Source organism: Spirillospora sp. NPDC047279, assembly GCF_040643285.1.
In the GTDB taxonomy this organism is placed as follows: Bacteria; Actinomycetota; Actinomycetes; order Streptosporangiales; family Streptosporangiaceae; genus Spirillospora.
Window position 1 is genome coordinate 281,838 of the sequence record NZ_JBEYUA010000002.1, and the last position, 22,033, is coordinate 303,870.

The window sequence follows — 22,033 nt, forward strand, 5'->3', positions numbered from 1 at the left end:
CTCAGGAGCCGACGGCGACGGCGGTGTCGACGCCGGGAAGCCCGGTCGCCCAGTCGAGGATCATCTGCGCCTCGCCGGGGGACGCGATCCCGACGAGGAACGCGTCGGGAATGTCACCCGGATTGGCGTTCGCCGCGAAGCCCAGCCTGTCGTCGAAACGTTCCCTGAACCGCTCGTACGCCTGCTGCCTGCTCTCGTACTCGACGTTGACCACGCCGGGCAGTTCGCCCAGGCCGGCACGCAGGCTCTCCTTCTGCGCCGGAGTCGCGTCGCGGCCCAGGCACGAGGGCCTGGCCGACGTCTTGACGCACAGGAAGACGGCGACCTGACCACCCCGTCCCGCCGTGGAGGAGCCGACGGCAGGGCCGTGGCGGACGTCAGGCTCACCACCACCCGAGTTCTGGATCAGGGCCGTTCCCCCTGCCGCGACCACGACGGAGGCCGCCGCTGCGGCGATCACGAACATCGGCCTGCCGGCGAACGGCCGGCGGCCTCGGAGGCTCCTGCGGCCTCGGGAGCCGGCGAGATCGAGCGGGGGGACGTCGTGCGGCCCGAAGGTCTCGCCGACGGCCCGCATCGCCTCGGTGAGGCGCTCCTCGGTGGTGGTGTTCATGACCGCGCCTCCAGGATCCGGCCGAGCGCGGCGAGCGCCCGGGACGTCGTCGACTTGACCGTGCCTCGGCTCACGCCCATGGCCTCGGCGATCTCCGCCTCGCCGAGCTCCGCGAAGTAGCGCAGCACCAGCGCCTCGCGCTGGCGCACCGGCAGCCGGTGCAGGGCCGCCATGACCTCGCCGCGCTCCTCGCCCACCAGGGCCTGCGCCTCGGCGGACCAGACCGGCGGTACGTGCACCGCGCGGAGCGGGCGGTGGCGGCGGCGCAGCGCCGTCCGGCACCCGTTGAGGACCGACGACCGCACGTACGTGAGCGCCTTGGTCCGGTCCTCGACGTTCGCCCATCGCCGGTAGAGGCCGAGGAACGCCTCCTGCACCACGTCCTCGGCCGTCGCCCGGTCGCCGACCATCATCAGCGCGAGCCGCGTCAGGCCCAGGGCGTGGCCGCGGTAGAGGTCGGTGACCGCGGCGGTCGCCTCGTCCTCGCGTGTTCGTCCGCTCGCGGGTTCGCTCAGCACCGCTTCAGCTCTCATGCCCCAGAGACGCCAGGAGGCCCCCGAGGTTGCCTCGCCCTCGGGGAAATCACCCCGGGCGGCCGACGTCGGCTCGATGTAACGGAACGTGGCCCCCGGCCGAAGCCGGGGGCCACGCTCAGGACGCGGTGATCAGCGCTGGGGTCAGCGCTTGACGGCGTTGAACGCGTCGATGATGCCGCTGCCGTAGAACCCGTTGTACTTCTTCGAGCCCTCACAGGCGTGCGTGGCGACGACCTTCTGGAACGAGCCGTCGGCCTGCTTCACGTACCGCGTGTAGGTGTACGAGCCGCCCGCCGGGCAGGGCGTCTCGGCCGCGGTGCCGGTCAGGACCGAGCGGACGATCGCCGGGGACAACGTCAGACCGCCGTTGCCCCTGTCGCGCTTGCCGTACCGGCTGACGATCAGGGCCGCGACACCGGCCGCGTGCGGCGAGGCCATCGAGGTGCCCTGGATCGACTGGTAGTACGCGCACGTGCCGCCCTTGCAGCTGCGCACGACGCGCGGGGTGTTGGGCGTGCCGTCCGCGTTCAGCTCGCCCCGCTCGCGGGCGATCGACTCGGGGTAGGCGGCCCAGATGCCGGCCTTGTCGTCGAGCTTCTGGTCGGCGGTGTCGTACTTGTCGCCGCCGGGCGCGGCGACCGCGATGTAGCCCTTGCCGAAGCTGGAGTAGTAGGCCTTGCGCTTGCTGACGCCGGTCGAGGACACCGGGATGACGTGGTCGCCCTCACCGGGCAGCGAGAGGCAGCTCGGCGGGATCTGGCGCTCGTACGGGGCCTCGCCCGGCTCCGAGGCGAAGTCGGGGCTGGTGGCGTCGGTGTTGGTCTTGGTGTAGTCGATCGCCTCGTTGCCCGCCGCCGCGACCAGCGTGACGCCGTGCTCGTACGCGAAGTTGAGCGCCCGGTTGGTCGCCTCGATGACGGTGCGCTGCTCGGCCTGGTCGGCCGGCGAGTCGGCGGGGTTGTTGCCGCAGTTGAACAGCCACGGGTCGATGTAGTAGCTCATGTTGACCACGTCGATGCCGTTCTTGCCCGCGTAGGTCAGCGCGTCGACCGACGGCTGCAGGAAGAAGTAGCCCGAGTCCTGGCCGGCGCGCAGGTTGACCAGCGAGACGTTCGGCGCCACGCCCGCCATGCCGAGCCCATTGCGGGGCGAGGCGATGGTCGAGGCGACGTGCGTGCCGTGCTCGTTCTCGTCCACGTCCGCCGGGTCGTTGCAGGACTTGTCCGGCTCGGCCTCGCACGGCCCGTCGATCTCGTCGCCGTTGGCGTCGACCGGGACGTCGGTGGTGAAGTTGCGGCTCAGCGCCCGGTTGAAGTTGGGCTTGATGTCGGGGTGGGAGCCGTCCACGCCGGTGTCGATGACGCCGACGGTCACCCGCCGGTCGCCGGGCTCGACCTTGTAGGAGCCCTTGGCGGTGGCGTTGATCTGCTTCATGTCCCACTGCAGGGAGGCGAGGGGCTCCTCGCCCTTGCCGTGCGACTTCGCCGCGGTGGCCCCGGCTGTCTGGCCGCGGCCCTCCTTCTCCACGGCGAACTGCTTGGTGACCTTGCCGGTCTTGGGAGCACGGCCGATCACGCGGTTGCCCGCCGCGCCGTCCAGGGCTCCCTGGCTCCTGGCGCGCGCGGCGAAGTCGGTGGTGGCCGATCGAACGGTGGCGACGCCGACGTCGGCGTTCTCACGGACGATCGTGCCGCCGGCCGCCTTGACGGCGGCGCGTGCCTTGTCGAGGGAGACGCCCTCCTTGTAGAGGACCACGTACTCCGATGCCTGGCCCGAACTGGTCGGGCCGGCCGAGGCGGGGACCGCGAACGCCGTCGTCGCGGTGACGACGGCGCAGGCCGCGGTGATCAAGGTACGCCGCAACGTACAACCTCCTGGAAGAGATGCGATAAGCCCGAAATGGGGGGCTGAACCAGGCGACGCTACGACCCTTGCTGTCGAGACTCGTGAACGAATGTGTAACGAAAAGGGGCTAGTTGTGTGAAAGTGGCCGACGGTGCCGGCACGGAAACAGCCTGTCAGGATGATCGTCGGCCGTCACGGAGGCTGGACCGCGCGGATCCCCACCGGCCCGGATCGGGCCGGGGTGGGGCCCGAGGGTCAGGTGCGGAGGGCCAGGGTCAGATGCGGAGAGCCGGGGTCAGATGCGGAGAGCCTGGGTCAGATGCGGAGAGCCAGGGTCAGGGCTTCGACGGCCAGGAGCGGGTTGACGTTGGCCTCGAGGCGTTCGCGGCACTCCATGATCGCGTCCAGTCTCCGCAGGGTGGCCTCGGGCGGGCCGGACTCGGCGGCCGTCCGCAGCTCGGCCGACAGGTCGGAGTTGACCAGGTCGGAGCCGGCGCCGAGCTGGAGCGTCAGGACGTCGCGATAGTAGGACGCCAGGTCGAGCAGGGCCAGGTCGAGGGCGTCGCGCTTGACCCGGGTCGCACGCGACTTCTGCCGGTCTTCCAGATCCTTGAGCGCGCCGGCGGTGCCGCGCGGCATGCGGCCCTTGGCGCTCTCGCCGAGGGCCTGGCGCAGGGCGGTCGTCTCCGACTCGTTGAGCTCCTCGGCGGTGACCTTGGCCTCGGCCTCGGCCGCCTTGACGAGGGCCTCGGCGGCGATCACGGCGGGGCCGACCGAGGTCAGCCGCCGGGGCACGGCCAGCACGTCGTTGCGCCGCTTGCGGGCGTCGGGGTCGGTGGCGAGGCGGCGCGCGCGGCCGATGTGGCCCTGCGCGGCGCGCGCGGCGAGCTCCGCCAGCTGCGCGTCGATGCCGTCGCGCTGCACCAGGACGTCGGCGACCGCCCGCACCGGCGGCGTGCGCAGCGTGACCAGGCGGCAGCGGGACCGGATGGTCATGAGCATGTCCTCCGGAGAGGGCGTGCACATCAGCCAGACGGTGCGCGGCGGCGGCTCCTCGATCGCCTTGAGGAGGGCGTTGGCGGCGGCCTCGGTGGCGCGGTCGGCGCCCTCGAAGAGCACGATCTGCCAGCGCCCGCCGGACGGTGAGGACGAGGCGCGCAGGACGAGCTCGCGGGTCTCCTTGACCCCGTAGGACAGGCCGGACGGGCGGATGACCTCCACGTCGGCGTGGGTGCCCTGGAGCACCTGGTGGCAGGAGGCGCAGTGACCGCAGCCGCGCGGGGTCTCGGTGCACTGGAGGGCCGCGGCGAAGGCGCGGGCGGCGGTGGAACGGCCGGAGCCGGGCGGGCCGGTGAAGAGCCAGGCGTGCGCCATCTTGCCGCTCGTCGAGCCGCCTGCCGAGCCGCCGCCCGCCGGACCGGCTCCGCCGCCGGGCGTGGACGCGTCGACGGCGGAACGCAGCTGCTCGACGACCGGATGCTGGCCGACGAGGTCATCCCACACGCTCATGCCGTCAAGGCTATTGCCTTCAGGCGTCGGTGATGGCCGGGAAGGTGCTCGTGATGTCCTCGGTACCGGCCGGGATCGGGTCGGGCAGGATCGCCCGGATGCGGTCCTGGATCTGGCGGCTGATCTCGGCCTGGGAACGGGAGGCGTCGATCACCAGGTAACGGTCGGGGCTGGAGTCCGCGAGCATCCGGAAGCCGCGCAGGACCCGCTCGTGGAACGCCTGCGGCTCGGACTCCATGCGGTCGGCCGGCGTGGTGATGCGGTCGAGCCCGTCCTTGGGAGGCAGCTCCAGCAGGACGGTCAGGTCGGGCACCAGGCCCGCGGTCGCCCACGCGTTGAGCCGGGCGATGTCGCCCACCGGCTGCCGGCGGCCGAAGCCCTGGTAGGCCAGGGACGAGTCGACGTAACGGTCGCTGACGACGATGGCGCCGCGTTCCATGGCGGGCTGGATCACGTTCGCGACGTGGTCGGCGCGGTCCGCCGCGTACAGCAACGTCTCGGCGCGGTCGGACAGGCCGGTCGTCTCCTTGTCGAGGAGCAGCGCGCGCAGCCGCATGCCCGTCTTGGTGGCGCCGGGCTCGCGCGTGGCGACGACGTCGAAGCCGTGGTCGCGCAGCCAGATCGCGGCGAGCCGCGCCTGGGTGGTCTTGCCTGCGCCCTCGCCGCCCTCGAACACGATGAAGACGCCGCGGTCGCGGATGACCTGCGTGGCGACGGTAGGCGCCTCGGCCACCGGCAGGCTGTAGACCTCCCCGCGCACCGACGCGGTGAGGTCGGGCAGCAGCGGGATGCCGCGCCGGTCGTCCAGCCTGCGGTAGGCGACCAGGCCGGAGAGCAGGCCGGCGACGGCGATGATGAGCAGCGCGGCGCTCGCGCCGGTGAGGTCGTAGACACCCCCGCCGGGGAACGACAGGCGGTGGTCGCCGAGTACGCCCGCCAGCGGCGGCACCACGATCACGGCGACCAGCGCGGCCAGGAGCGCCACCGAGCTCAGGTAGCCGAACGCGCGCTCGCGCCGGCGTTCGGCGCCGGCCAGGGTCGTCCCGGCCCCGTAGGCGACACCGGCGGCGACGCCCATGAAGCCCGCTGTGAAGACGACCACGACGAGGTTCTGGACGAGGGCGACGACCAGGAGGTCGAGCGCGGCCGCCAGGACGGCCAGGCCGAGCAGCCTGCGGCGGCTGAACGGGCCGAGCATGCGCGGGCCGAGGAAGATGCCGAACGCGAGCCCGAGGGAGAGCGTGGTGGCGAGCGCGCCGTATCCGGCGTCGCCGCCGCCGAGCGTCCCCGCGTACACCTTGGCGATGGAGATGACCGCTCCGCAGGCGAGGGCCACGCCGACGACGCCGAGCGCGAGCCCGCGCAGCGGCGCGGGGCCGCCCTGCGGTGCCCTGCCGTCGCCTTGCTGCGCCCCGTTGCCGCTCTGCTGCGCCCCGCCGCCGTCGCCCCGCCGCCTCCGGCCCTGGCCTTGGCCCGCGTCGTCGCGGGCGGGCCGCAGCCCCTGGAACGCCAGCCGCAGCGGCGACGGCACCGGGACCGCTCCCCCGGCGGGCAGGCCCGACATCGCGGACACCGCCGCGGCCGAGGCGAGGAACACCACGGCCGTCACGTACAGCGGAAGGTCGGCGCGGTCGGCCGCCCCCCACGAACCGCCCGCGATCAGCGCCAGCACGGAGAAGATCGCTGCGGCCACCGGAGCCGAGCCGTAGGCGGCGAAACGCCCCGCCCGGCGCGCGTCGTCCTGCCGCGCCTCGGGCACCAGCCCGGGACCCGAGGCGCCCACCACCGGGATCCACAACAACGTGACGCAGGCCACCAGGAACGCGGCGGCCACCGTCCACGCCACCGAGTCGATCAGCGGCACCGAGACCAGCAGCGCGAAGCGCACGATGTCGGCGACGATCAGCAATATGCGGCGGTCGATCCGGGCGGCGAGCGCGCCGGCGAGCGGCGCGAAGAGCACCGCCGGCACCAGCATCGCCACCAGCACGGCGCCGATGATCTGCGCCTGGACCTGGAAGTCCTCGTCGCGGGTGAGGGCGCCGGCCATCGCGGTGAGCGACAGCACGCTCAGCCAGTGGCCGAGCCCGGCCAGCGAGATCGCGATCCACAACCTCCGGAACGGCTTGATCGAGAGGAGGCCTTGCGAGCTGGCCACTGGCGGCTGGACGGCGCCCGTTCTGGTCATGTCGGTCAGGGTATCGGCGCGGATGTCCTTAGGAGTGAGACTTTGCGACCTGAGGACCTCTACTTCAACGCGTCGTCATCCCGTCACCGAAATGTCAGGATCACGACCCGGTGAGAGTCAGGGACCCTGGTCACGGCCACCGGCCGTGACCAGGGTCGTCACGACTTCGTGGGCGCCTTGCGCCGCGGCGCCGCCTTCTTCTTGGGACCGCCGCCCGCGGCCACCTTCTCACGCCGTTCGGCGAGCAGTTCGGCGGCGCGCTGGATGGTGATGGACTCCACCTCGTCGCCCTTGCGCAGGCTGGCGTTGGTCTCGCCGTCGGTGACGTACGGGCCGAACCGGCCCTCCTTGACCACCACCGGCTTCTCGCTCGCCGGGTCGTTGCCGAGCTCGCGCAGCGGCGCCGCCGCCGCGGCCCGCCCGCGGCCCCGCTGCTTGGGCTGGGCGAACAGCTCCTTGGCCTTGTCGAGGTCGACGGTGAAGAGCTCCTCCTCCGACCCGAGCGACCGGCTGTCGGTGCCCCTCTTGATGTACGGGCCGAACCGGCCGTTCTGCGCGGTCACCGGCTCGCCGTCGATCTCGCCGAGCGTGCGCGGCAGGCTCAGCAGCTTCAGCGCGTCCTCGAGCGTGATCGTGTCGAGCGACATCGACTTGAAGAGCGAACCCGTGCGCGGCTTGACCGCGTCGGCCTTCTTGGTGCGCCCACGCTTTTGGGGAGCAGGTTTCGAGCCGTCGGCGGGCGGGGTCGACGAAGTCGGCGTAGCCGACTCGGGCTCGGGCAGGACCTCGGTCACGTACGGGCCGAAGCGGCCCGACTTGGCGATGATCGCGTGCCCGGTGGCCGGGTCGGTGCCCAGCTCCCGGTCGCCGCTCGGCTGCGCGAACAGCTCCTCGGCCTTCTCGGCGGTGAGCTCGTCCGGCGCGAGGTCCTCGGGGATGTTGACCCGCTCGCCGTCGCGGTCGAGGTACGGACCGTACCGGCCGACGCGGATCACGATGTCCGTCCCCCGGATCGCGAACGAGCTGATCTCCTTGGCGTCGATGTCGCCGATGTCGCCGGTGAGGTCCTTGAGACCCTCCTCGCCGTTGTCGCCGAAGTAGAAGCGCGTCAGCCAGCGCACCCGCTCGGCCTCGCCGCGGGCGATCTCGTCGAGACCGTCCTCCATGTGCGCGGTGAAGTCGTAGTCGACCAGGTTGCCGAAGTGCTGCTCCAGCAGGTTGACCACGGCGAACGCCAGGAACGACGGGACGAGCGCGGTGCCCTTCTTGAAGACGTAGCCGCGGTCGAGGATGGTGCCGATGATCGAGGCGTACGTGGACGGCCGCCCGATCTCGCGCTCTTCGAGCTCCTTGACCAGGCTCGCCTCGGTGTAGCGGGCGGGCGGGCGGGTCGAGTGGCCCTCGGCCGCCATGGCCAGCGCGGTGAGCGGGTCGTGCTCCTGGAGGTTGGGCAGGCGCCGTTCCTGGTCGTCGCGGTCGGTGGCCGGGTCGTCCGCGCTCTCCACGTACGCCTTGAGGAACCCGTAGAACGTGATCGTCTTGCCGGTCGCGCCGAACTCGGCGACCTCGTTCCGCGTGGAGGTGCCCGTCACCCGGATCGACACCGACTGGCCCGCCGCGTCCTTCATCTGGGACGCGATCGTGCGCTTCCAGATCAGCTCGTACAGGCGGAACTGGTCGCCGGACAGGCCGGTCTCGCCGGGCGTGCGGAAGCTGTCGCCGGCCGGGCGGATCGCCTCGTGCGCCTCCTGCGCGTTCTTGACCTTGCTGGCGTAGACGCGCGGCTTGTCCGGCACGTACTCGGCGCCGAACAGCGACGCCGCCTGGCGCCGGGCGGCCGTGATCGCCGTCTCGGAGAGCGTGATCGAGTCGGTACGCATGTAGGTGATGAAGCCGTTCTCGTACAGCTTCTGCGCGACCGACATCGTGTACTTGGCGGAGTAGCCCAGCTTGCGGCTGGCCTCCTGCTGCAACGTCGTGGTGCGGAACGGCGGGTACGGCTTGCGGGTGTACGGCTTGCGCTCGACCGACTTGACCTCGTACGGGCGGTCGGTCAGGCGGTCGGCGAGACCGCGCGCCGCCTCCTCGTCCAGGTGCAGCGCGTCCCGGGTCTTGAGGGTGCCGTCGGACGCGAAGTCGCGGCCCTGCGCGACCCGCTTGCCGTCGACCGAGACCAGCCCCGCCTTGAAGGCCTTGGGCTCCTCGGCCTTGCCGGTGTCGAACTCGGCCTGGATGTCCCAGTAGTGCGCCGGGACGAACGCGATGCGCTCGCGCTCGCGCTCCACGACCAGCCGGGTCGCCACGGACTGGACGCGGCCCGCCGAGAGCTTCGGCATGACCTTCTTCCAGAGCACCGGGCTGACCTCGTAGCCGTAGAGGCGGTCGAGGATCCGGCGCGTCTCCTGGGCGTCGACGAGGCGCAGGTTGAGCTCGCGCGGGTTGGCCGCCGCGGCCCGGATCGCGTCGCGGGTGATCTCGTTGAAGACCATCCGGTGCACCGGGACCTTGGGCTTGAGCACCTCCTGGAGGTGCCAGGCGATCGCCTCGCCCTCCCGGTCCTCGTCCGTCGCGAGGAGGAGCTCGTCGGCCTCGGCCAGCGCCTTCTTGAGCTTCTGTACCTGCTGCTTCTTGTCGGCGTTGACGACGTAGAGCGGCTCGAACTCGTGGTCGACGTCGACGCCGAGCTTGGCCCACGCTTCGCCCTTGTACTTGGCCGGCACCTCCGAGGCGCTCCCGGGAAGATCCCGGATATGGCCGATACTGGACTCCACTATGTAGCCGCCACCCAGGTATCCGGCGATCGTCTTCGCCTTCGCAGGCGACTCGACGATCACCAGGCGGGTACCCCCGCCCGCATCCTGGCCACCACGTTTCGCAGTGCCGTTCTTGGCTGGCACAGTCGCTCCAACCTCACTGTCTGGTCTCTTGCACGGGCTTTCTACAACACTCGAAGACGACGCGTTCATGCCCGTGAGTTCCCGCCGCCGCAAACCTCCGACAGGATGACACGTCCCTGACGGGCTTGCGGACCAAGGCCACCACCGGAGCGTTCCCCGGCGTACACCGAGGCGTCATAATGGACCGCAATGGTGGAGTACACCTACCTCGTCCTGCGGCTGCCTCGCGGTACCACCAGGGATACCGCCCGGCAGGTGCTTACCGAGCACGCCGAACACGGCGGCTGGGAGCTCCACAGACTGCGCCTCTACCCAGACGGTAGCCGCCGAATCCAACTCAGGCGCAAGATCATCCGTCAGGTACGGACATTCTGACCGCTCTCGTCCGGAGAGTAGCACTATGTACGACCGCTATGACGTGCGGTAATCATTATGCCCGACCCCGGACAGGGCTTTGCCCGCCCCAGACCGCGCTTCCAGGACGGGCAAAGCGTTCGTGTCACCTCACCTGGAAGGTGCCAGGCGGTCCGAAAGACCGCGGCAGCACCAACGTGGGCAAAGCGTTCTTGTCACTCCACCTGCACGATGACTGGCGGTCGAAGACCATCGCAGCACCGACGCGGGCAGAGCGTTCTTGCAACTCCACCTGGAGGGTGAAGCGGCTTCTTGACCTTTCTTTCGCGTCAGGCCCGGGGCTGCTCAGGGATGCCTCAGGCCTGACGCGGGGTGATCAGCGGCGGCCGATCCGGACGCGCCGGGTCAGGGCCAGGGCGCCGGACACGGCGGTCAGCATGGCCACGGTGGCCAGCACCCAGATCGACGAGCCGGCCTCGCCGACCATCGGGTCGGTGGCCGACATCGGCTTGATCGCGCCGAGCGTCTCGGTGACGCCGCCGACCTCGGGGGCCTTCACGCCGCCGGTGACGGGCAGCTTGGGCAGCGCGGGCAGCTGCGGCAGCCCGGTGGTGGGCAGTTCGGCCGCCGGGACCGGCGTGGCGGTACGGGCGTGCGCCGGGGTGGCGGGCGTCGCCGGCAGCTGCACGGGCAGCTGCGGGGCACCCGCGAGGAGCGCCGCCGGGTCGACCGGCAGGCCGGTCTCGGGCAGCGCGGCGTTCGGCGACAGCGGCAGCGCGCCGGCGAGCTGGCCGACGACCGGCAGGTCCGTGCCGGTGGTCCGCGAGGACGCGGACGGGACGGCCGGGGCCTTCAGCTGGAGCTGCTTGGTGGCCTGCTCGGCCGCGACGGGCAGGCCCGGCACGGTGACGGGCAGGCTGTCCGCCGGGGTCGTACGGCCGGTCGGCAGCTGCTGCTGCGTGGGCACCTGGACGGGCGTCTTCGGCAGCGCCGGGGCCTGGGCGGGCAGCTGCGGCAGGGCCGGCAGCGCCGAGGTCAGCCCCAGCGGCAGGGCCTGGGAGCCCGCGGGCAGCGACGGCAGCCCGCCGAGGAACTCACCGGCCGCCGGGCCGGGGAGGCGCTTGCCGCTCGTACGGCTGTAGGAGTGGTAGCCGCCCCAGCTGGGGCCGTCGTCGCACTGCGGCTGCGCGTGCCCGGCGACCGCGACGGCGTTGCCGCACACGTCCACCGGCGCCTTCACCGGCGCGTTGACCTGGTTGCCCGAACCCACCCCGGACTCCCCGGAGGTGGTGGCGCCCGAGCCGTTCGAACCCTTGACGACCGCGGAGCCGTTGCACCCGGCGGCGGCGTCGCCCAGGACGGCGACTGCGTTGCCGCACACGTTCACCGGGATGTTGACGGGCGCGTTGACCTGGTTGCCGCCGAGCACGCTGTTCTTGCCCGAGGTGGTCTGGTCGCCGCCCGAGCTGCTGCGCACGTGGGCGCCACCGTCGCAGGCCGCGCCCGCCACGCCGAGCACGGCCACGGCGTTGCCGCAGGCGCTGACCGGGATGCTCACGGGAGCGTTGACCTGGTTGCCGCCGAGCACGCTGTTCTGGCCGCTGGTGGTCTGGCCGCCGGAGCCGTGCCCGCCGTTGCGGACCGAGGCGCCGCCGTCGCAGTCGGCCGCCGCGTTGCCGACGGCGTTGCCGCAGACGTCGATGGGAGCCGAGATCGGGGCGTTGGCCTGGTTGCCGCCGAGCACGCTGTTCTGGCCCGAGGTGTGCTGCCCGGCGCCGGTGTGGCCGCCGTTCTTGACCTTCGCGCCGCCCTCGCAGCCGGCGACGGCCTCGCCGAAGATCGCCGCGGCGTTGCCGCAGACGTTGATCGGCGCGGAGATCGGGGCGTTCACCTGGTTGCCGGCGACCACGCCGTTGGCACCGGTGGTCTGCTGGCCGCCGGAGCCGCCGTTCTCGACCTTCGCGCCGCCCTCGCAGCCGGCCTCGGACGAGCCGAACACCGCGACCGCGTTGCCGCACGCGTTGACCGGCGCGGAGATCGGGGCGTTGACCTGGTTGCCCGAGGCGACGCCGTTCTGGCCGGACGTCTTCTGGCCGGTGGAGCCGCCGTTCTTGACGGTCGCGCCGCCCTTGCATCCGGCGTCCGCGGTGCCGAAGATGGCGATCGCGTTGCCGCACGCGTTGATCGGGGCGGAGATGGGGGCGTTGACCTGGTTGCCGGAGCCGACCCCGTTCTTGCCGGAGGTCTGCTGGCCCGAGCCGCCGCTGCCGTTGACGACCGACGCGCCGCCCTGGGAGGCGGCCGAGGAGGCGCCGGCGACGGCGGCGGAGTTGCCGCTCGCGTCGATCGGCGCCGAGATCGGCAGGTTGATCTGATTGCCGCCCAGAACGCCGGACTCACCGCTGGTGGTGTCGGCGAACGCACCGCTGGGGAAGGCGGTGCCCGCGCCGAGCGCGACGAAGCTCGCAGTGAGCAGTGCTGCACGAGCAGTGCCCTTGGCCCACGTTCGCATGATGCTCCATTTCGGGGGAGTAATGGTGAATTGGACTTGATGGACAGGTGAGATCGAATGCGTGATCGCGAGTTGCGAGCGCCGTGACGTGCGGCCACTCGGTGGCGTCCGCTACGTACGTACGACCGCTGTTCTGTTTGGGGGCGGACCGCCGGTCAGTGGGGTCGTGGGCGCGCTTCGCGCCGCACCGGACGCCATCGGCGCTCGTGCGTTCCGCGTTCTCGCGTGATCTCGGGGGACGACGCACCGCCAGGGGGCGGCGCGTCCCGGTCTCATCGGCCCGAACCGCACGGACCGGGAGCCGGAGACTGTGGAGTGCTAGTCAGGTGAGAAGGTCGGCTCGTCCGCGGCCGTGCGGACGAGCGGCGGGACCGCGCCGGAGCCGGGCATGAGCACCGGCCGGGGCCGGGCCGCGGTCCAGGACCAGCGGCCGAGGTGGCCGCCGAGCCCGCCGAGCAGGGCCGCACCGCCGGCCGGGACGACCGTCCCGGCCTGGGCGGGGGCGTGAAGAGGGGCGAGCGGAGCCGGCGCGGGGGCCGGCTGCGGGGCGGCGACCATGGGGGCGGCGGCCGTGCCGGCCGCGGCCTTGGGCGTGCCCGATGCGGCGGCGCGGGTGTGCTCGCCGCGCGAGACCTTCGCCGCCTCGGAGGCGACGGGTCGCTTAGACATCACGGCCCGACCGTCGCCGCCGGTCGCCGGACGCGGCGCCGTCAGCTCGCCGGTCACGTCGCGCACGGGCTCCGGCAGGGTCAGCCCCGGCCGGGCCGTGCGCAGGTCGGGCAGAACGGCCTTGGCCTTGTCGCGCAAGCCCTGGGCGGCGTCCCGGAAACCCGTCCGGGGCGCCGGGGCCGGTGCCTGCGCGACGTCCTTCACCACGGGCAGCTGCGCCACGATGCCGGACGCGTCCGGGATCGGGCCCTCGTCCGCGTGGGCCTGCGCCGCTCCACCGAGGAGCCAGCCGGCGATCACGATGCCCGCGAGCACCAGGAGCCGGTGCAGGAGGCGGCTACAGGCGACGCGGCGCAGCCGGACGGAGACCGTCCGCATCAGCGCCGCGTCGTGAGCCACAGGTTCTCCTCGGAAGTCGCCGGGAGCGAGTCGATCCGCTCCCTACGGATGGTGACCGTAGCACCACGGATCGCATGCGCGGCGGCAATTCCGGGAACCTTTTCTCAACCTCCGGTCATGAACGATCAAGGAATTGGTCGAGAACCCGCACGCCGAAGTGCAATCCGTCGACCGGGACCCGCTCGTCGATGCCGTGGAACATTCCCGAAAAGTCCAATTCGGGCGGCAACTTGAGCGGCGCGAAGCCATAGCAGCGCATCCCCAGGTGCGCGAAAGCCTTCGCGTCCGTCCCGCCGCTCAGGCAGTAGGGAACGGGCAGCGCGCCCGGGTCTTCCGAGGTCAGAGCCGCTTCCATCGCCGCGACGAGCGCGCCCTCATAGTCGGTCTCGACCGCCCAGTCATAATGGACGAATTCCCGCTTTACGTCCGGACCGAGCAGTTCGTCCACCGTCTCGAAGAACTCCTCCTCGTGACCCGGAAGGAATCGCCCGTCCACCTGTGCGGTCGCCCGTTGCGGGATGACATTCGCCTTATATCCGGCATCAAGCCGGCTCGGATTCAGCGTGTTCCTGAGCGTCGCGCCGATCATCCGCGCCAGCGGCCCGATCTCCTCCAGCGCCCGCTCCGGCCGTTCGGGATCGAACTCCACCCCGTACGCCAGGCAGGCCCGCTCCAGGAACGCCCGCACCGTCTTGGTCAGCCGGACGGGGAACTCGTGCTGCCCCAGCCTGGCCACCGCCGCCGCCAGCGCCGTCACCGCGTTGTCCGGATGCACCATCGACCCGTGCCCGGCCGTCCCCTCCGCCGTGAGCTGCATCCACGCGATGCCCTTCTCGGCGGTCTCGATGAGGTACATGCGCTTGTCGCCCGGCACCGTCAGCGAGAAGCCCCCCACCTCTCCCACGGCCTCCGTGCAGCCCTCGAACAACCCGGGGTGCTCCTTCACCAGCCACTGCGCGCCCCACTTGCCCCCGGCCTCCTCATCCGCCAGGAAGGCCAGCACCACGTCACGCGGAGGCTTGCGCCCCTCCCGCAGCCGCTGCCGCACCACCGCCAGGATCATCGCGTCCATGTCCTTCATGTCCACGGCCCCGCGACCCCAGACGCACCCGTCGGCGATCTCCCCGCCGAACGGGTCCCGCGTCCAGTCCTCCCTGCGCGCCGGCACCACGTCCAGATGCCCGTGCAGCAACAAGGCGTCCCGGCTCGGATCCTCCCCCTCGATCCGCGCCACCAGGCTGGCCCGCCCCGGATGCGACTCGAAGATCTGCGACTCGAGCCCCACCTCCTCGAGCCGCGCCTTCACATACTCCGCGGCCTCCCGCTCCCCCGGCCCCGAATGGTCTCCTGGGTTGCTCGTATCGATCCGGATCAGCTCCTGGCAGAGCTGGACGACCTCGTCCTCAGCGGTGGGAACCTCAGCCAAAGTGATCACCTTCTCGTCCCGACTCCTACCCGCCCCATGGTGCCCCTCGATCGACTTCGCCGCGAGTCGGGACCTTTGGTATGGTGAAGCCCGCCGCAGCAGCCCTGCGGCATGCACACCTGTCCGGGTGGCGGAATAGGCAGACGCGCTAGCTTGAGGTGCTAGTGCCCTTTACGGGGCATGGGGGTTCAAGTCCCCCCTCGGACACCATCGCAACGAAGACGCCGGGTCGTTGACCTGGCGTTTCTTCGTTTCCAGGTCTCGGCGCCGGCACTAACCCGTCACCGGGCGGGCGAGGTCGGTGTGGGCGGCTTGGACTGCGGCTTCGACGGTGGGATGAGGGCGTTCGGTGTCCTGGCCAGAGGCTTGGCCGCTGTCCTGGCGCAGGACGTCGCGAACCTGGCCGACGTTGTGGGCCAGGTAGAGGCGGACGTCACGGCGGGCCAGGTCGCGGCGCAGGTCGGCGAGCATCTCGGCGGCGGTCACGTCGACGAACGGGACCGTTTCGGCGTCCAGGACGATGGCCCTGACGCCGTCGCGGGCGGCGAAGTCGCGGAGCGCCTGGCGGACATGGTCGGCGTTGGCGAAGAACAGTCCGCTCTCGACGCGGACGACGGTGACGGCGGGGTCGGTCCGAGCGTTCGGGCGGCGTCTGGTGTCGACCCAGTCGCCCGAGGGGAGCCGCCCGAGAACGGCGATGTGCGGACGGGAGGCCCGGTAGAGCAGCAGCAGGAGCGAGACGGTGATGCCGATGAACAGCCCCGGCAGCGTGTCGAAGATGAGGACGCCCGCCAGGGCGGCGAGAGCGGCCAGGAAGTCGGCGCGGGCGGCCGGGCCGTAGATCTGGCCGAGGCGGCGCGTCCACATGCGATACAGGCGGGCCAGTGCGGGGATGTCGACCAGTTCGATCACGGCGGCGATCACCACGGCGCCGAGCGTGGCCTCCGGCAGCTTCTCGAACAGGCCGGTGAGAAGGAGCAGGGTGACGACGGTCAGGAGCGCGGCCGACAGGCCCGAGATCTGGGAACGGGCTCCGGCGCCGCCGTTCACCGCGGTCTTGGACAGGCTGCCGTTCACCACCATCCCCGAGGCCAGCCCCGAGCCCAGGTTGGCCGCTCCGAGGCCGACCAGCTCGCGGTTGGCGTCGATGTCGTAGCCCGCCTTGGTGGCGTAGGTCTTGGCGGCTCCCAGCCCTTCGGCGAAGCCGACCAGGGCGACGCCCACGGCTCCGCCGGCGAGCGACAGGTAGTCCTTCGCGGGAACGTCCGGCAGGCCGAACGGCGGCAGCCCGCTGGTGATGTGCCCCACCACGGCGACGCCCTTGCGTTCCAGGTCGAGGGCGACGACGGCGAGCACGCCGAGCGCCACGACGATCAGCGACGCGGGCAGCAGCGGCACGAAGCGTTTCAGGGCGAGCACGACCGCGAGGGAGAGAAGCCCGATCGCCGCCGCCCGCCAGTTGATGTGATCGAGCTGGGTGACGAAGTCCCAGATCTTCTCGAAGAAGTTCCCGTCGCCCTTGGGGACGCCGACGAGTTTGGGGAGCTGACCGGCGATGATCGTGAGGGCCAGCCCGATGATGAAGCCCTTGAGGACGGGTTCGGAGATGAACCCGGCCAGGAATCCGAGACGGGCCAGCCCGGCGATGATCGCGATGACGCCGGTGACCACCGCCAGGGCGGTGGTCATGGCCGCGAAGTTCGTGCCCTTGGCCGCCATCCCGCCCACGACCGCCGCCGACAGCGCCGCCGTGGCCGACATGGGTCCCACGACCAGGTGCCGGGAACTGCCGAACGCGGCGTACAGCAGCAGCGCCACCGGCGCGGCGTACAGGCCCACCACCGGATCCACTCCGGCGATCGAGGCATAGGCCAGCGACTCGGGCACGAGCACCGCCCACACGGTGAAGCCGGCGATCACGTCGCCGCGCGCCCATGCGGGCCGGTACCCCCGCAGGGACGGGAACAAAGCGATCACCGGTCTCCCCCGCGAAGCCGTCCCCCACGGACGTCGGCTACCTCCGCCATGCCCGCGGTCAGGGGGTGACGATGTCGAACTCGCGGTCGCCCTCGTCCAGGAGGCCGAGCAGTGTCGCCATCACCTTCTGGTCACCGGACGCCTGGACGCCCTCCATGCCGCCGCCGGCCGTCATGGCCAGGAGTTGCGGCTTGGTGAGGGTCAGGGTGAGGTCGGCGGGTGTGCCCGGCTCGGCGTGCGTCTGGATGAGGACGCCGTTGGACAGGCTGAGGCGGACCGCCTTCTTGAGGTCGGTGAAGTTCCAGTCGATGGCGAGCTCGGTGTCCCAGGCCCTGGGGCCGTTCACCCGGATCGCCATGGAGTCGAAGATCTGCTCGACCGTCAGCGCCATCGCCATGTCCGGGTTGAGGGTGTCGAGCGCGGTGTTCGCCTTGTCGCCGCGCAGTTCGGCGGCACCCTGGAGGTAGAAGTTGCGCCAGGGGCCGTTCTCGGCGCCATGCCCGAGCCGGTCGTACACCTTGGCCAGCAGTTCGCGGGCGGTGGTGTTGGACGGGTCGGCGAAAACCAGGTAGTTCAGGACCTGCGCCGCCCAGCGCAGGTCGCCCGCGTCGAACGACGCCCGTGCCTTGCCGAGGGCTTCGTCGGCGCCGCCCATGAACTCGACGTGCTTCTTGGCCGACTCCACGGGCGGCAGTTCCCACAGGTGGGCGGGATTGCCGTCGAACCAGCCCATGTAGTGCTGGTAGATGGCCTTGACGTTGTGGGAGACCGAGCCGTAGTAGCCGTGGGTGTGCCAGGCCCGCTGCAGGGCGGGCGGCAGCTCGATCATCTCGGCGATCTCGATGCCGGTGTAGCCCTGGTTGAGCAGCCGGAGCGTCTGGTCGTGCAGGTAGGCGTACAGGTCGCGCTGCTGGGTGAGGAACGTCGTGAGGTGCTCGTTCCCCCAGGTAGGCCAGTGGTGCGAGGCGAACAGCACGTCGGAGTCGCGGGCGAACATCTCCATCGCCTCGGTCAGGTACCGCGCCCAGGTGTGCGGGTTGCGGACCACCGCGCCGCGCAGGGTCAGCAGGTTGTGCAGGTTGTGGGTGGCGTTCTCGGCCATGCACAACGTGCGCTTGTCGGGGAAGTGGAAGTTCATCTCCGACGGGGCCTCGGTGCCGGGCGTGAGCTGGAAGACGATCCGTACGCCGTCCACCACCTCCTCCTGGCCGGTCTCGGTGATGTCCAGAGTCGGCGGGATCAGGGAGATCGTGCCCGTCGAGGTGGTCAGGCCGAGACCTGCGCTGAGCTGGCCCTCCGGCCCCTTCGGCACCTCCGCGCCGTACATGTAGACGGCGCGGCGGGTCATGGCGGTCCCGGCGTAGACGTTCTCGCTGACCGCGTGTTCCAGGAAGCCCGCCGGAGCGATGATCGGGACGTCCGCGCCCTCGGGCAGGACACCGCGCACTCCACCGAAGTGATCGCCGTGCGAGTGGGTGTAGATGACGGCGGTGACGGGACGGTCGCCGCGGTGCTCGCGGTACAGCGCGAGGGCGGCCGCCGCGCACTCGGTCGAGATCAGCGGGTCGATCACGATGACGCCGCTGTCACCCTCGATGAACGAGATGTTGGACAGGTCGAAGCCCCGCACCTGGTAGATGCCGTCGGTGACCTGGAACAGGCCGTGCCGGGCGTTCAGCTGCGACTGCCGCCACAGGCTCGGATTCGCGCTGTCGGGACACTCGCCCTGCAGGAAGTCGTAGTCGTCGATGTTCCAGACCGTCCTGCCGTCCGCCGCCTTGATGACCCCCGGCGAGATGGTCGCGACGAACCCCTTGTCGGCGTTCTCGTAATCAATGCGGTCCGAGAAAGACGGCATGACTTCCACAGCATGCTCCTCAATGGCGAAGCCCACGGGACAGGAATCAGGCGGCCGGTCGACCAACGGACATGGACGGAGGCACAGGTCGGCGACACACTGCCGATGGCCGCTGTACCGCCGCTATACCCAGCCCGTACGCCCTTGCAGCAGCTCCTTCCCAGACTTGGGCGATCGCCCACGAGACGTTTACATCCGAACGCGGCTCCGCCGCCTCGGCCTGCGCGCCTGAGCGCTGCCGCACGGGGATACGTCGGTGGCTGCCGCAACCGGGCGCTACGCGGCAGGCGGGAACGGCAGCACGTCCCCCCGCGGGACCGGCGCGAGCCCATCGTCCCGCCCGAACACCGCCTGGCCTGAAGCCGAGGCAATCGGTCTCGGAGATGGGGCTTGCGCGGATTCCCCGTTTCCCCGATCCGTACGGTCGCCTTGACTGAGGCGGAGCAGCCTACTGCTGGGGAGGCTGTGTCCATAGTTCCGGGGCCGCTCTCGACTCTCGATCGCAGGGCGGCCCCGGACGCCATGACGGACGGCATCGGGCACCTGGGTGGATGGGGCACGGGGCCCGCCAGAGCCATGCGGGGGTCGGGTCGATGTTCGTGGCGTCCCAGCGTCTGCTGCCGGACCATCGCGCCCGCTCAAACGAGGCGCTGGTGCGCGTAGCACCAGCGCCAGCGCGGTCCGGGTGCGACCGGGGCGGCGAGCGGGTGGCCGGTCTCCTCGTAGTGGGTCTTGGCGTGCTGGTTGGGCGAGCCGTCGGAGCAGGCCACCCAGCCGCAGGTCAAGCAGGTCAGCAGGGTCGCCCGGCGGTCGTCACCGGCCTGACAGCCCCGGCAGCAGGCCGACTGAAGAGTGACCGGTACGAGACCGTCCAGATGCTCACAGGGCGGAGCCCATCCGCGCGCGCTGGTGGCGCCCGCGTCCAGCGCCTGGTTCTGCCGGGAGATCATGACGAACCCTCCACCCTGGTCGAAACGCTGAGCGCGGCCCAGCTGATCACCTTCAGTCAAGTCCAGCGCCGCTTCGCCGGAAACAGGCGACCTGAGCCGAGCTCATCAGCTGAGCCGATCATCAACTGACCCGGCATGCCGATCCGGGAGAGCCATCGTGATCGGCGGCGGACGCCTGCTGGTGATCGGCCATGGCGATGGGGCTTTCTCATGTCGCCGGTTTCCCCGCGGCCTGCCGGTGGGCTTGGCTGGAGACAGACGTGCTGGGACGAAACCAGATCCACGTACACGGGGGCAGGACGATGGCCCAGGCGGCTGAGAGCGGGCCGGTGGTCCGTGAGCCATGGGAGGACAGTGCATTGACCGGCATCGCGTCCCGGACGGGGAAGCACGGCGCTGAGAAACCGGGAGCCACTCAGAGGCGGGGCGACGCTGACAGATCGTCTGGTGGCGGCCGAGGGAGCGACTATGCGGTGTTGTCACGCACGGTCAAGCGCGCCGGGTTCCTGGATCGGCGTCCCGGCTACTACTCGCTCAAAATCGGGGTGAACCTGCTTCTGCTGGCCGCCGGATGGGCCGCGTTCGCACTGATCGGGCGATCGTGGTGGCAGCTGCTGGTCGCGGTGTTCCTCGCGGGAACGTTCACGCAGACCGCGTTCCTGGGCCATGACGCCGGACATCAGCAGATCTCCAGATCCAGGCGAGCCAATATCCTGCTGGGCCGCTTGCACGGCAACCTGCTGGTGGGACTCGGGCACGGCTGGTGGGTCCCCAAGCACAACCGGCACCACGCCCACCCCAACCAGGTCGACCGCGACCCCGACATCGCCGATGGCGCGCTCGCCTTCACGCCCGCCCAGGTCGGCGCCCGCCGCGGTTTCGGTGCCTGGGCGGCCCGCCACCAGGCCTGGCTCTTCTTCCCGATGTTGCTGCTGGAAGCCTTCAACCTTCACCTGGCCAGCGTGCGATCGCTCTTCGACCGGACCTCCGGCACACCCGCGACCAGGGCGATGGAGGCCGGCCTGCTGGCCGCTCATCTCGCCGGCTACACAGCCGCCCTGCTGTGGGTGCTGTCGCCCGCTCAGGCGGTGTGTTTCGTCGTCGTCCATCAAGGACTGTTCGGGCTGTACATGGGGTGTTCGTTCGCTCCCAACCACAAGGGAATGCCGATCTTCACCAGGGAACACGAGATCGACTACCTGCGACGCCAGGTGCTGACCGCCCGCAACATCCGCGGGGGACGCCTCACCACGTTCGTCTTCGGCGGGCTCAACTACCAGATCGAACACCACCTGTTCCCGTCCATGCCGCGCCCCAATCTGCGCCATGCCCAGGAACTCGTACGCGCCCACTGTTCCCTGCACGGCATCGCCTACTGCGAGACCGGCCTCCTCAACTCCTACGCCCAGGTGCTCAGGCACCTCCAGCGCGTCGGCGGGCCGTTGCGCCCCGAGCTGGAGTACTGACCGCCGCTCGTGTTCTTCGCACGGAGGACGGCCGCCGCGACCTTGGACGCCGGTCTCAGCCGAGCAGGGCCAGGAGAGCGATGGACGACCATGCGCCGGCGAGCGCGGTGCCGAACACCAGGATCAGGAGTCCTCCACCCGACCCCTCTCCCGCCCGCCGGTATCGAAGATGCTCACGGGTCGTCTCGGCGTTCCACCAGGGTTCCCTCGTCGATGGCGGCTGCGGTGTCATCTGCGCCCTGTCCGGCGTCCGCGGCGCGGTCAGACCCGCCGCTGGTGGGAGTAGCACCATCTCCACCGTGATCCCGGCTCCATGCCGCCGACGAGCGGGTGGTCGGTCTCGGCGTAGTGCGCCTTGGCGTGCTGGTTGGGTGAATCATCGGAACAGGCCACCCAGCCGCAGGTCAGGCAGAGCCGGAGAGCCTTCCAGTCATGCGCCTGGGCCAGGCATTCCCAGCAGCCCTCTGATCGCGGTTCGACAGGACTGAGCCCGTCCAGATGTTCGCAGCGCGGCGCCGACCCGTTCGCGCTCATCGCGAAAGGCGTCAGCGCCAGGTCGCCGCCGGGTGTGCTCGGGTCGGTGATCATGGCAAGCCCTCTACCGGGGTGGAAACACCGAAACCCCAGGGCGGGGACGGTGTGGCCGATCACGTTCAGTCAAGCCCAGAGCCGCCGCGGCGGAAACGGGCAACCTGTGCAGGGCCCATCACCCCAGCCGATCAACCGACCGCCTCCCTGTGCGCCTCGGCGGCGGCCGACCACGCGATCCTGCGAGGACACGGGCTTTACGGGGCGGACTCGAACACTCCAAACTGGACATGAGCTCCGACGAAC

At 70.9% G+C, this 22,033-nt stretch carries 15 protein-coding genes and 1 tRNA gene; 3 read left to right on the forward strand and 13 right to left on the reverse strand.

Translation table 11 applies throughout. The features are described from left to right. Position 1: 1 nt before the first annotated feature. The 6 genes from ABZ810_RS05575 to topA form a co-directional block, all read right to left on the reverse strand. A complete protein-coding gene (locus ABZ810_RS05575; protein ID WP_358399573.1) occupies positions 2-613 on the reverse strand; it encodes a permease-like cell division protein FtsX in 612 nt (203 codons plus the stop codon). Next, positions 610-1,146, reverse strand: coding sequence for a SigE family RNA polymerase sigma factor (locus ABZ810_RS05580; protein WP_358399575.1), 537 nt, complete (start codon positions 1,144-1,146; stop codon positions 610-612). The genes ABZ810_RS05575 and ABZ810_RS05580 overlap by 4 nt, the downstream gene beginning before the upstream one ends. 144 nt (positions 1,147-1,290) lie before the next feature. Beyond that, a complete protein-coding gene (locus ABZ810_RS05585) occupies positions 1,291-3,012 on the reverse strand; it encodes a S8 family serine peptidase (RefSeq protein WP_358399578.1) in 1,722 nt (573 codons plus the stop codon). Between the two features lie 297 nt (positions 3,013-3,309). Then, positions 3,310-4,503 (reverse strand): DNA polymerase III subunit delta', encoded by a 1,194-nt coding sequence (locus ABZ810_RS05590; protein WP_358399580.1) that lies wholly within the window; start codon positions 4,501-4,503, stop codon positions 3,310-3,312. Between the two features lie 19 nt (positions 4,504-4,522). Continuing rightward, positions 4,523-6,691: a dTMP kinase gene (gene tmk, locus ABZ810_RS05595; protein WP_358399583.1), complete on the reverse strand. Its 2,169-nt coding sequence runs from the start codon at positions 6,689-6,691 to the stop codon at positions 4,523-4,525. Between the two features lie 158 nt (positions 6,692-6,849). After that, complete coding sequence (topA, locus tag ABZ810_RS05600) at positions 6,850-9,525, reverse strand: type I DNA topoisomerase (RefSeq protein WP_358399584.1); 2,676 nt, start codon at positions 9,523-9,525, stop codon at positions 6,850-6,852. Positions 9,526-9,777: 252 nt separating this feature from the next. On the opposite strand from topA, the gene ABZ810_RS05605 reads away from it, so the two are divergent. Next, positions 9,778-9,963, forward strand: a complete 186-nt coding sequence (locus ABZ810_RS05605; RefSeq protein WP_344544196.1) for a DUF5703 family protein — start codon at positions 9,778-9,780, stop codon at positions 9,961-9,963. Between the two features lie 355 nt (positions 9,964-10,318). Here the strand turns inward: ABZ810_RS05605 and ABZ810_RS05610 are convergent, their stop codons facing one another. The 3 genes from ABZ810_RS05610 to ABZ810_RS05620 form a co-directional block, all read right to left on the reverse strand. Further along, positions 10,319-12,454, reverse strand: a complete 2,136-nt coding sequence (locus ABZ810_RS05610; protein ID WP_358399587.1) for a chaplin family protein — start codon at positions 12,452-12,454, stop codon at positions 10,319-10,321. A gap of 318 nt (positions 12,455-12,772) precedes the next feature. After that, a complete protein-coding gene (locus tag ABZ810_RS05615) occupies positions 12,773-13,522 on the reverse strand; it encodes a hypothetical protein (protein ID WP_358399589.1) in 750 nt (249 codons plus the stop codon). A gap of 115 nt (positions 13,523-13,637) precedes the next feature. Continuing rightward, positions 13,638-14,948: a M20/M25/M40 family metallo-hydrolase gene (locus ABZ810_RS05620; RefSeq protein ID WP_358399591.1), complete on the reverse strand. Its 1,311-nt coding sequence runs from the start codon at positions 14,946-14,948 to the stop codon at positions 13,638-13,640. A 121-nt stretch (positions 14,949-15,069) separates the two neighbouring features. Between ABZ810_RS05620 and ABZ810_RS05625 the strand changes: the two genes are divergently transcribed. Beyond that, positions 15,070-15,158, forward strand: a tRNA-Leu gene (locus ABZ810_RS05625). A 63-nt stretch (positions 15,159-15,221) separates the two neighbouring features. Here the strand turns inward: ABZ810_RS05625 and ABZ810_RS05630 are convergent. From ABZ810_RS05630 to ABZ810_RS05640, 3 genes are all read right to left on the reverse strand, one after another. Continuing rightward, positions 15,222-16,925, reverse strand: a complete 1,704-nt coding sequence (locus ABZ810_RS05630) for a SulP family inorganic anion transporter (protein ID WP_358399594.1) — start codon at positions 16,923-16,925, stop codon at positions 15,222-15,224. Between the two features lie 58 nt (positions 16,926-16,983). Next, positions 16,984-18,783, reverse strand: a complete 1,800-nt coding sequence (locus ABZ810_RS05635; protein WP_358399595.1) for an alkyl sulfatase dimerization domain-containing protein — start codon at positions 18,781-18,783, stop codon at positions 16,984-16,986. A 638-nt stretch (positions 18,784-19,421) separates the two neighbouring features. Then, complete coding sequence (locus ABZ810_RS05640) at positions 19,422-19,733, reverse strand: UBP-type zinc finger domain-containing protein (protein ID WP_358399597.1); 312 nt, start codon at positions 19,731-19,733, stop codon at positions 19,422-19,424. Positions 19,734-20,206: 473 nt separating this feature from the next. Here ABZ810_RS05640 and ABZ810_RS05645 point away from each other — a divergent pair, with 473 nt between their 5' ends. After that, positions 20,207-21,199, forward strand: a complete 993-nt coding sequence (locus tag ABZ810_RS05645) for an acyl-CoA desaturase (protein WP_358399600.1) — start codon at positions 20,207-20,209, stop codon at positions 21,197-21,199. Positions 21,200-21,460: 261 nt separating this feature from the next. Here the strand turns inward: ABZ810_RS05645 and ABZ810_RS05650 are convergent, their stop codons facing one another. Further along, positions 21,461-21,787 carry a UBP-type zinc finger domain-containing protein gene (locus ABZ810_RS05650; RefSeq protein WP_358399602.1) on the reverse strand — a complete coding sequence of 109 codons (327 nt, stop codon included), beginning with the start codon at positions 21,785-21,787 and terminating at the stop codon, positions 21,461-21,463. Positions 21,788-22,033 lie beyond the last annotated feature (246 nt).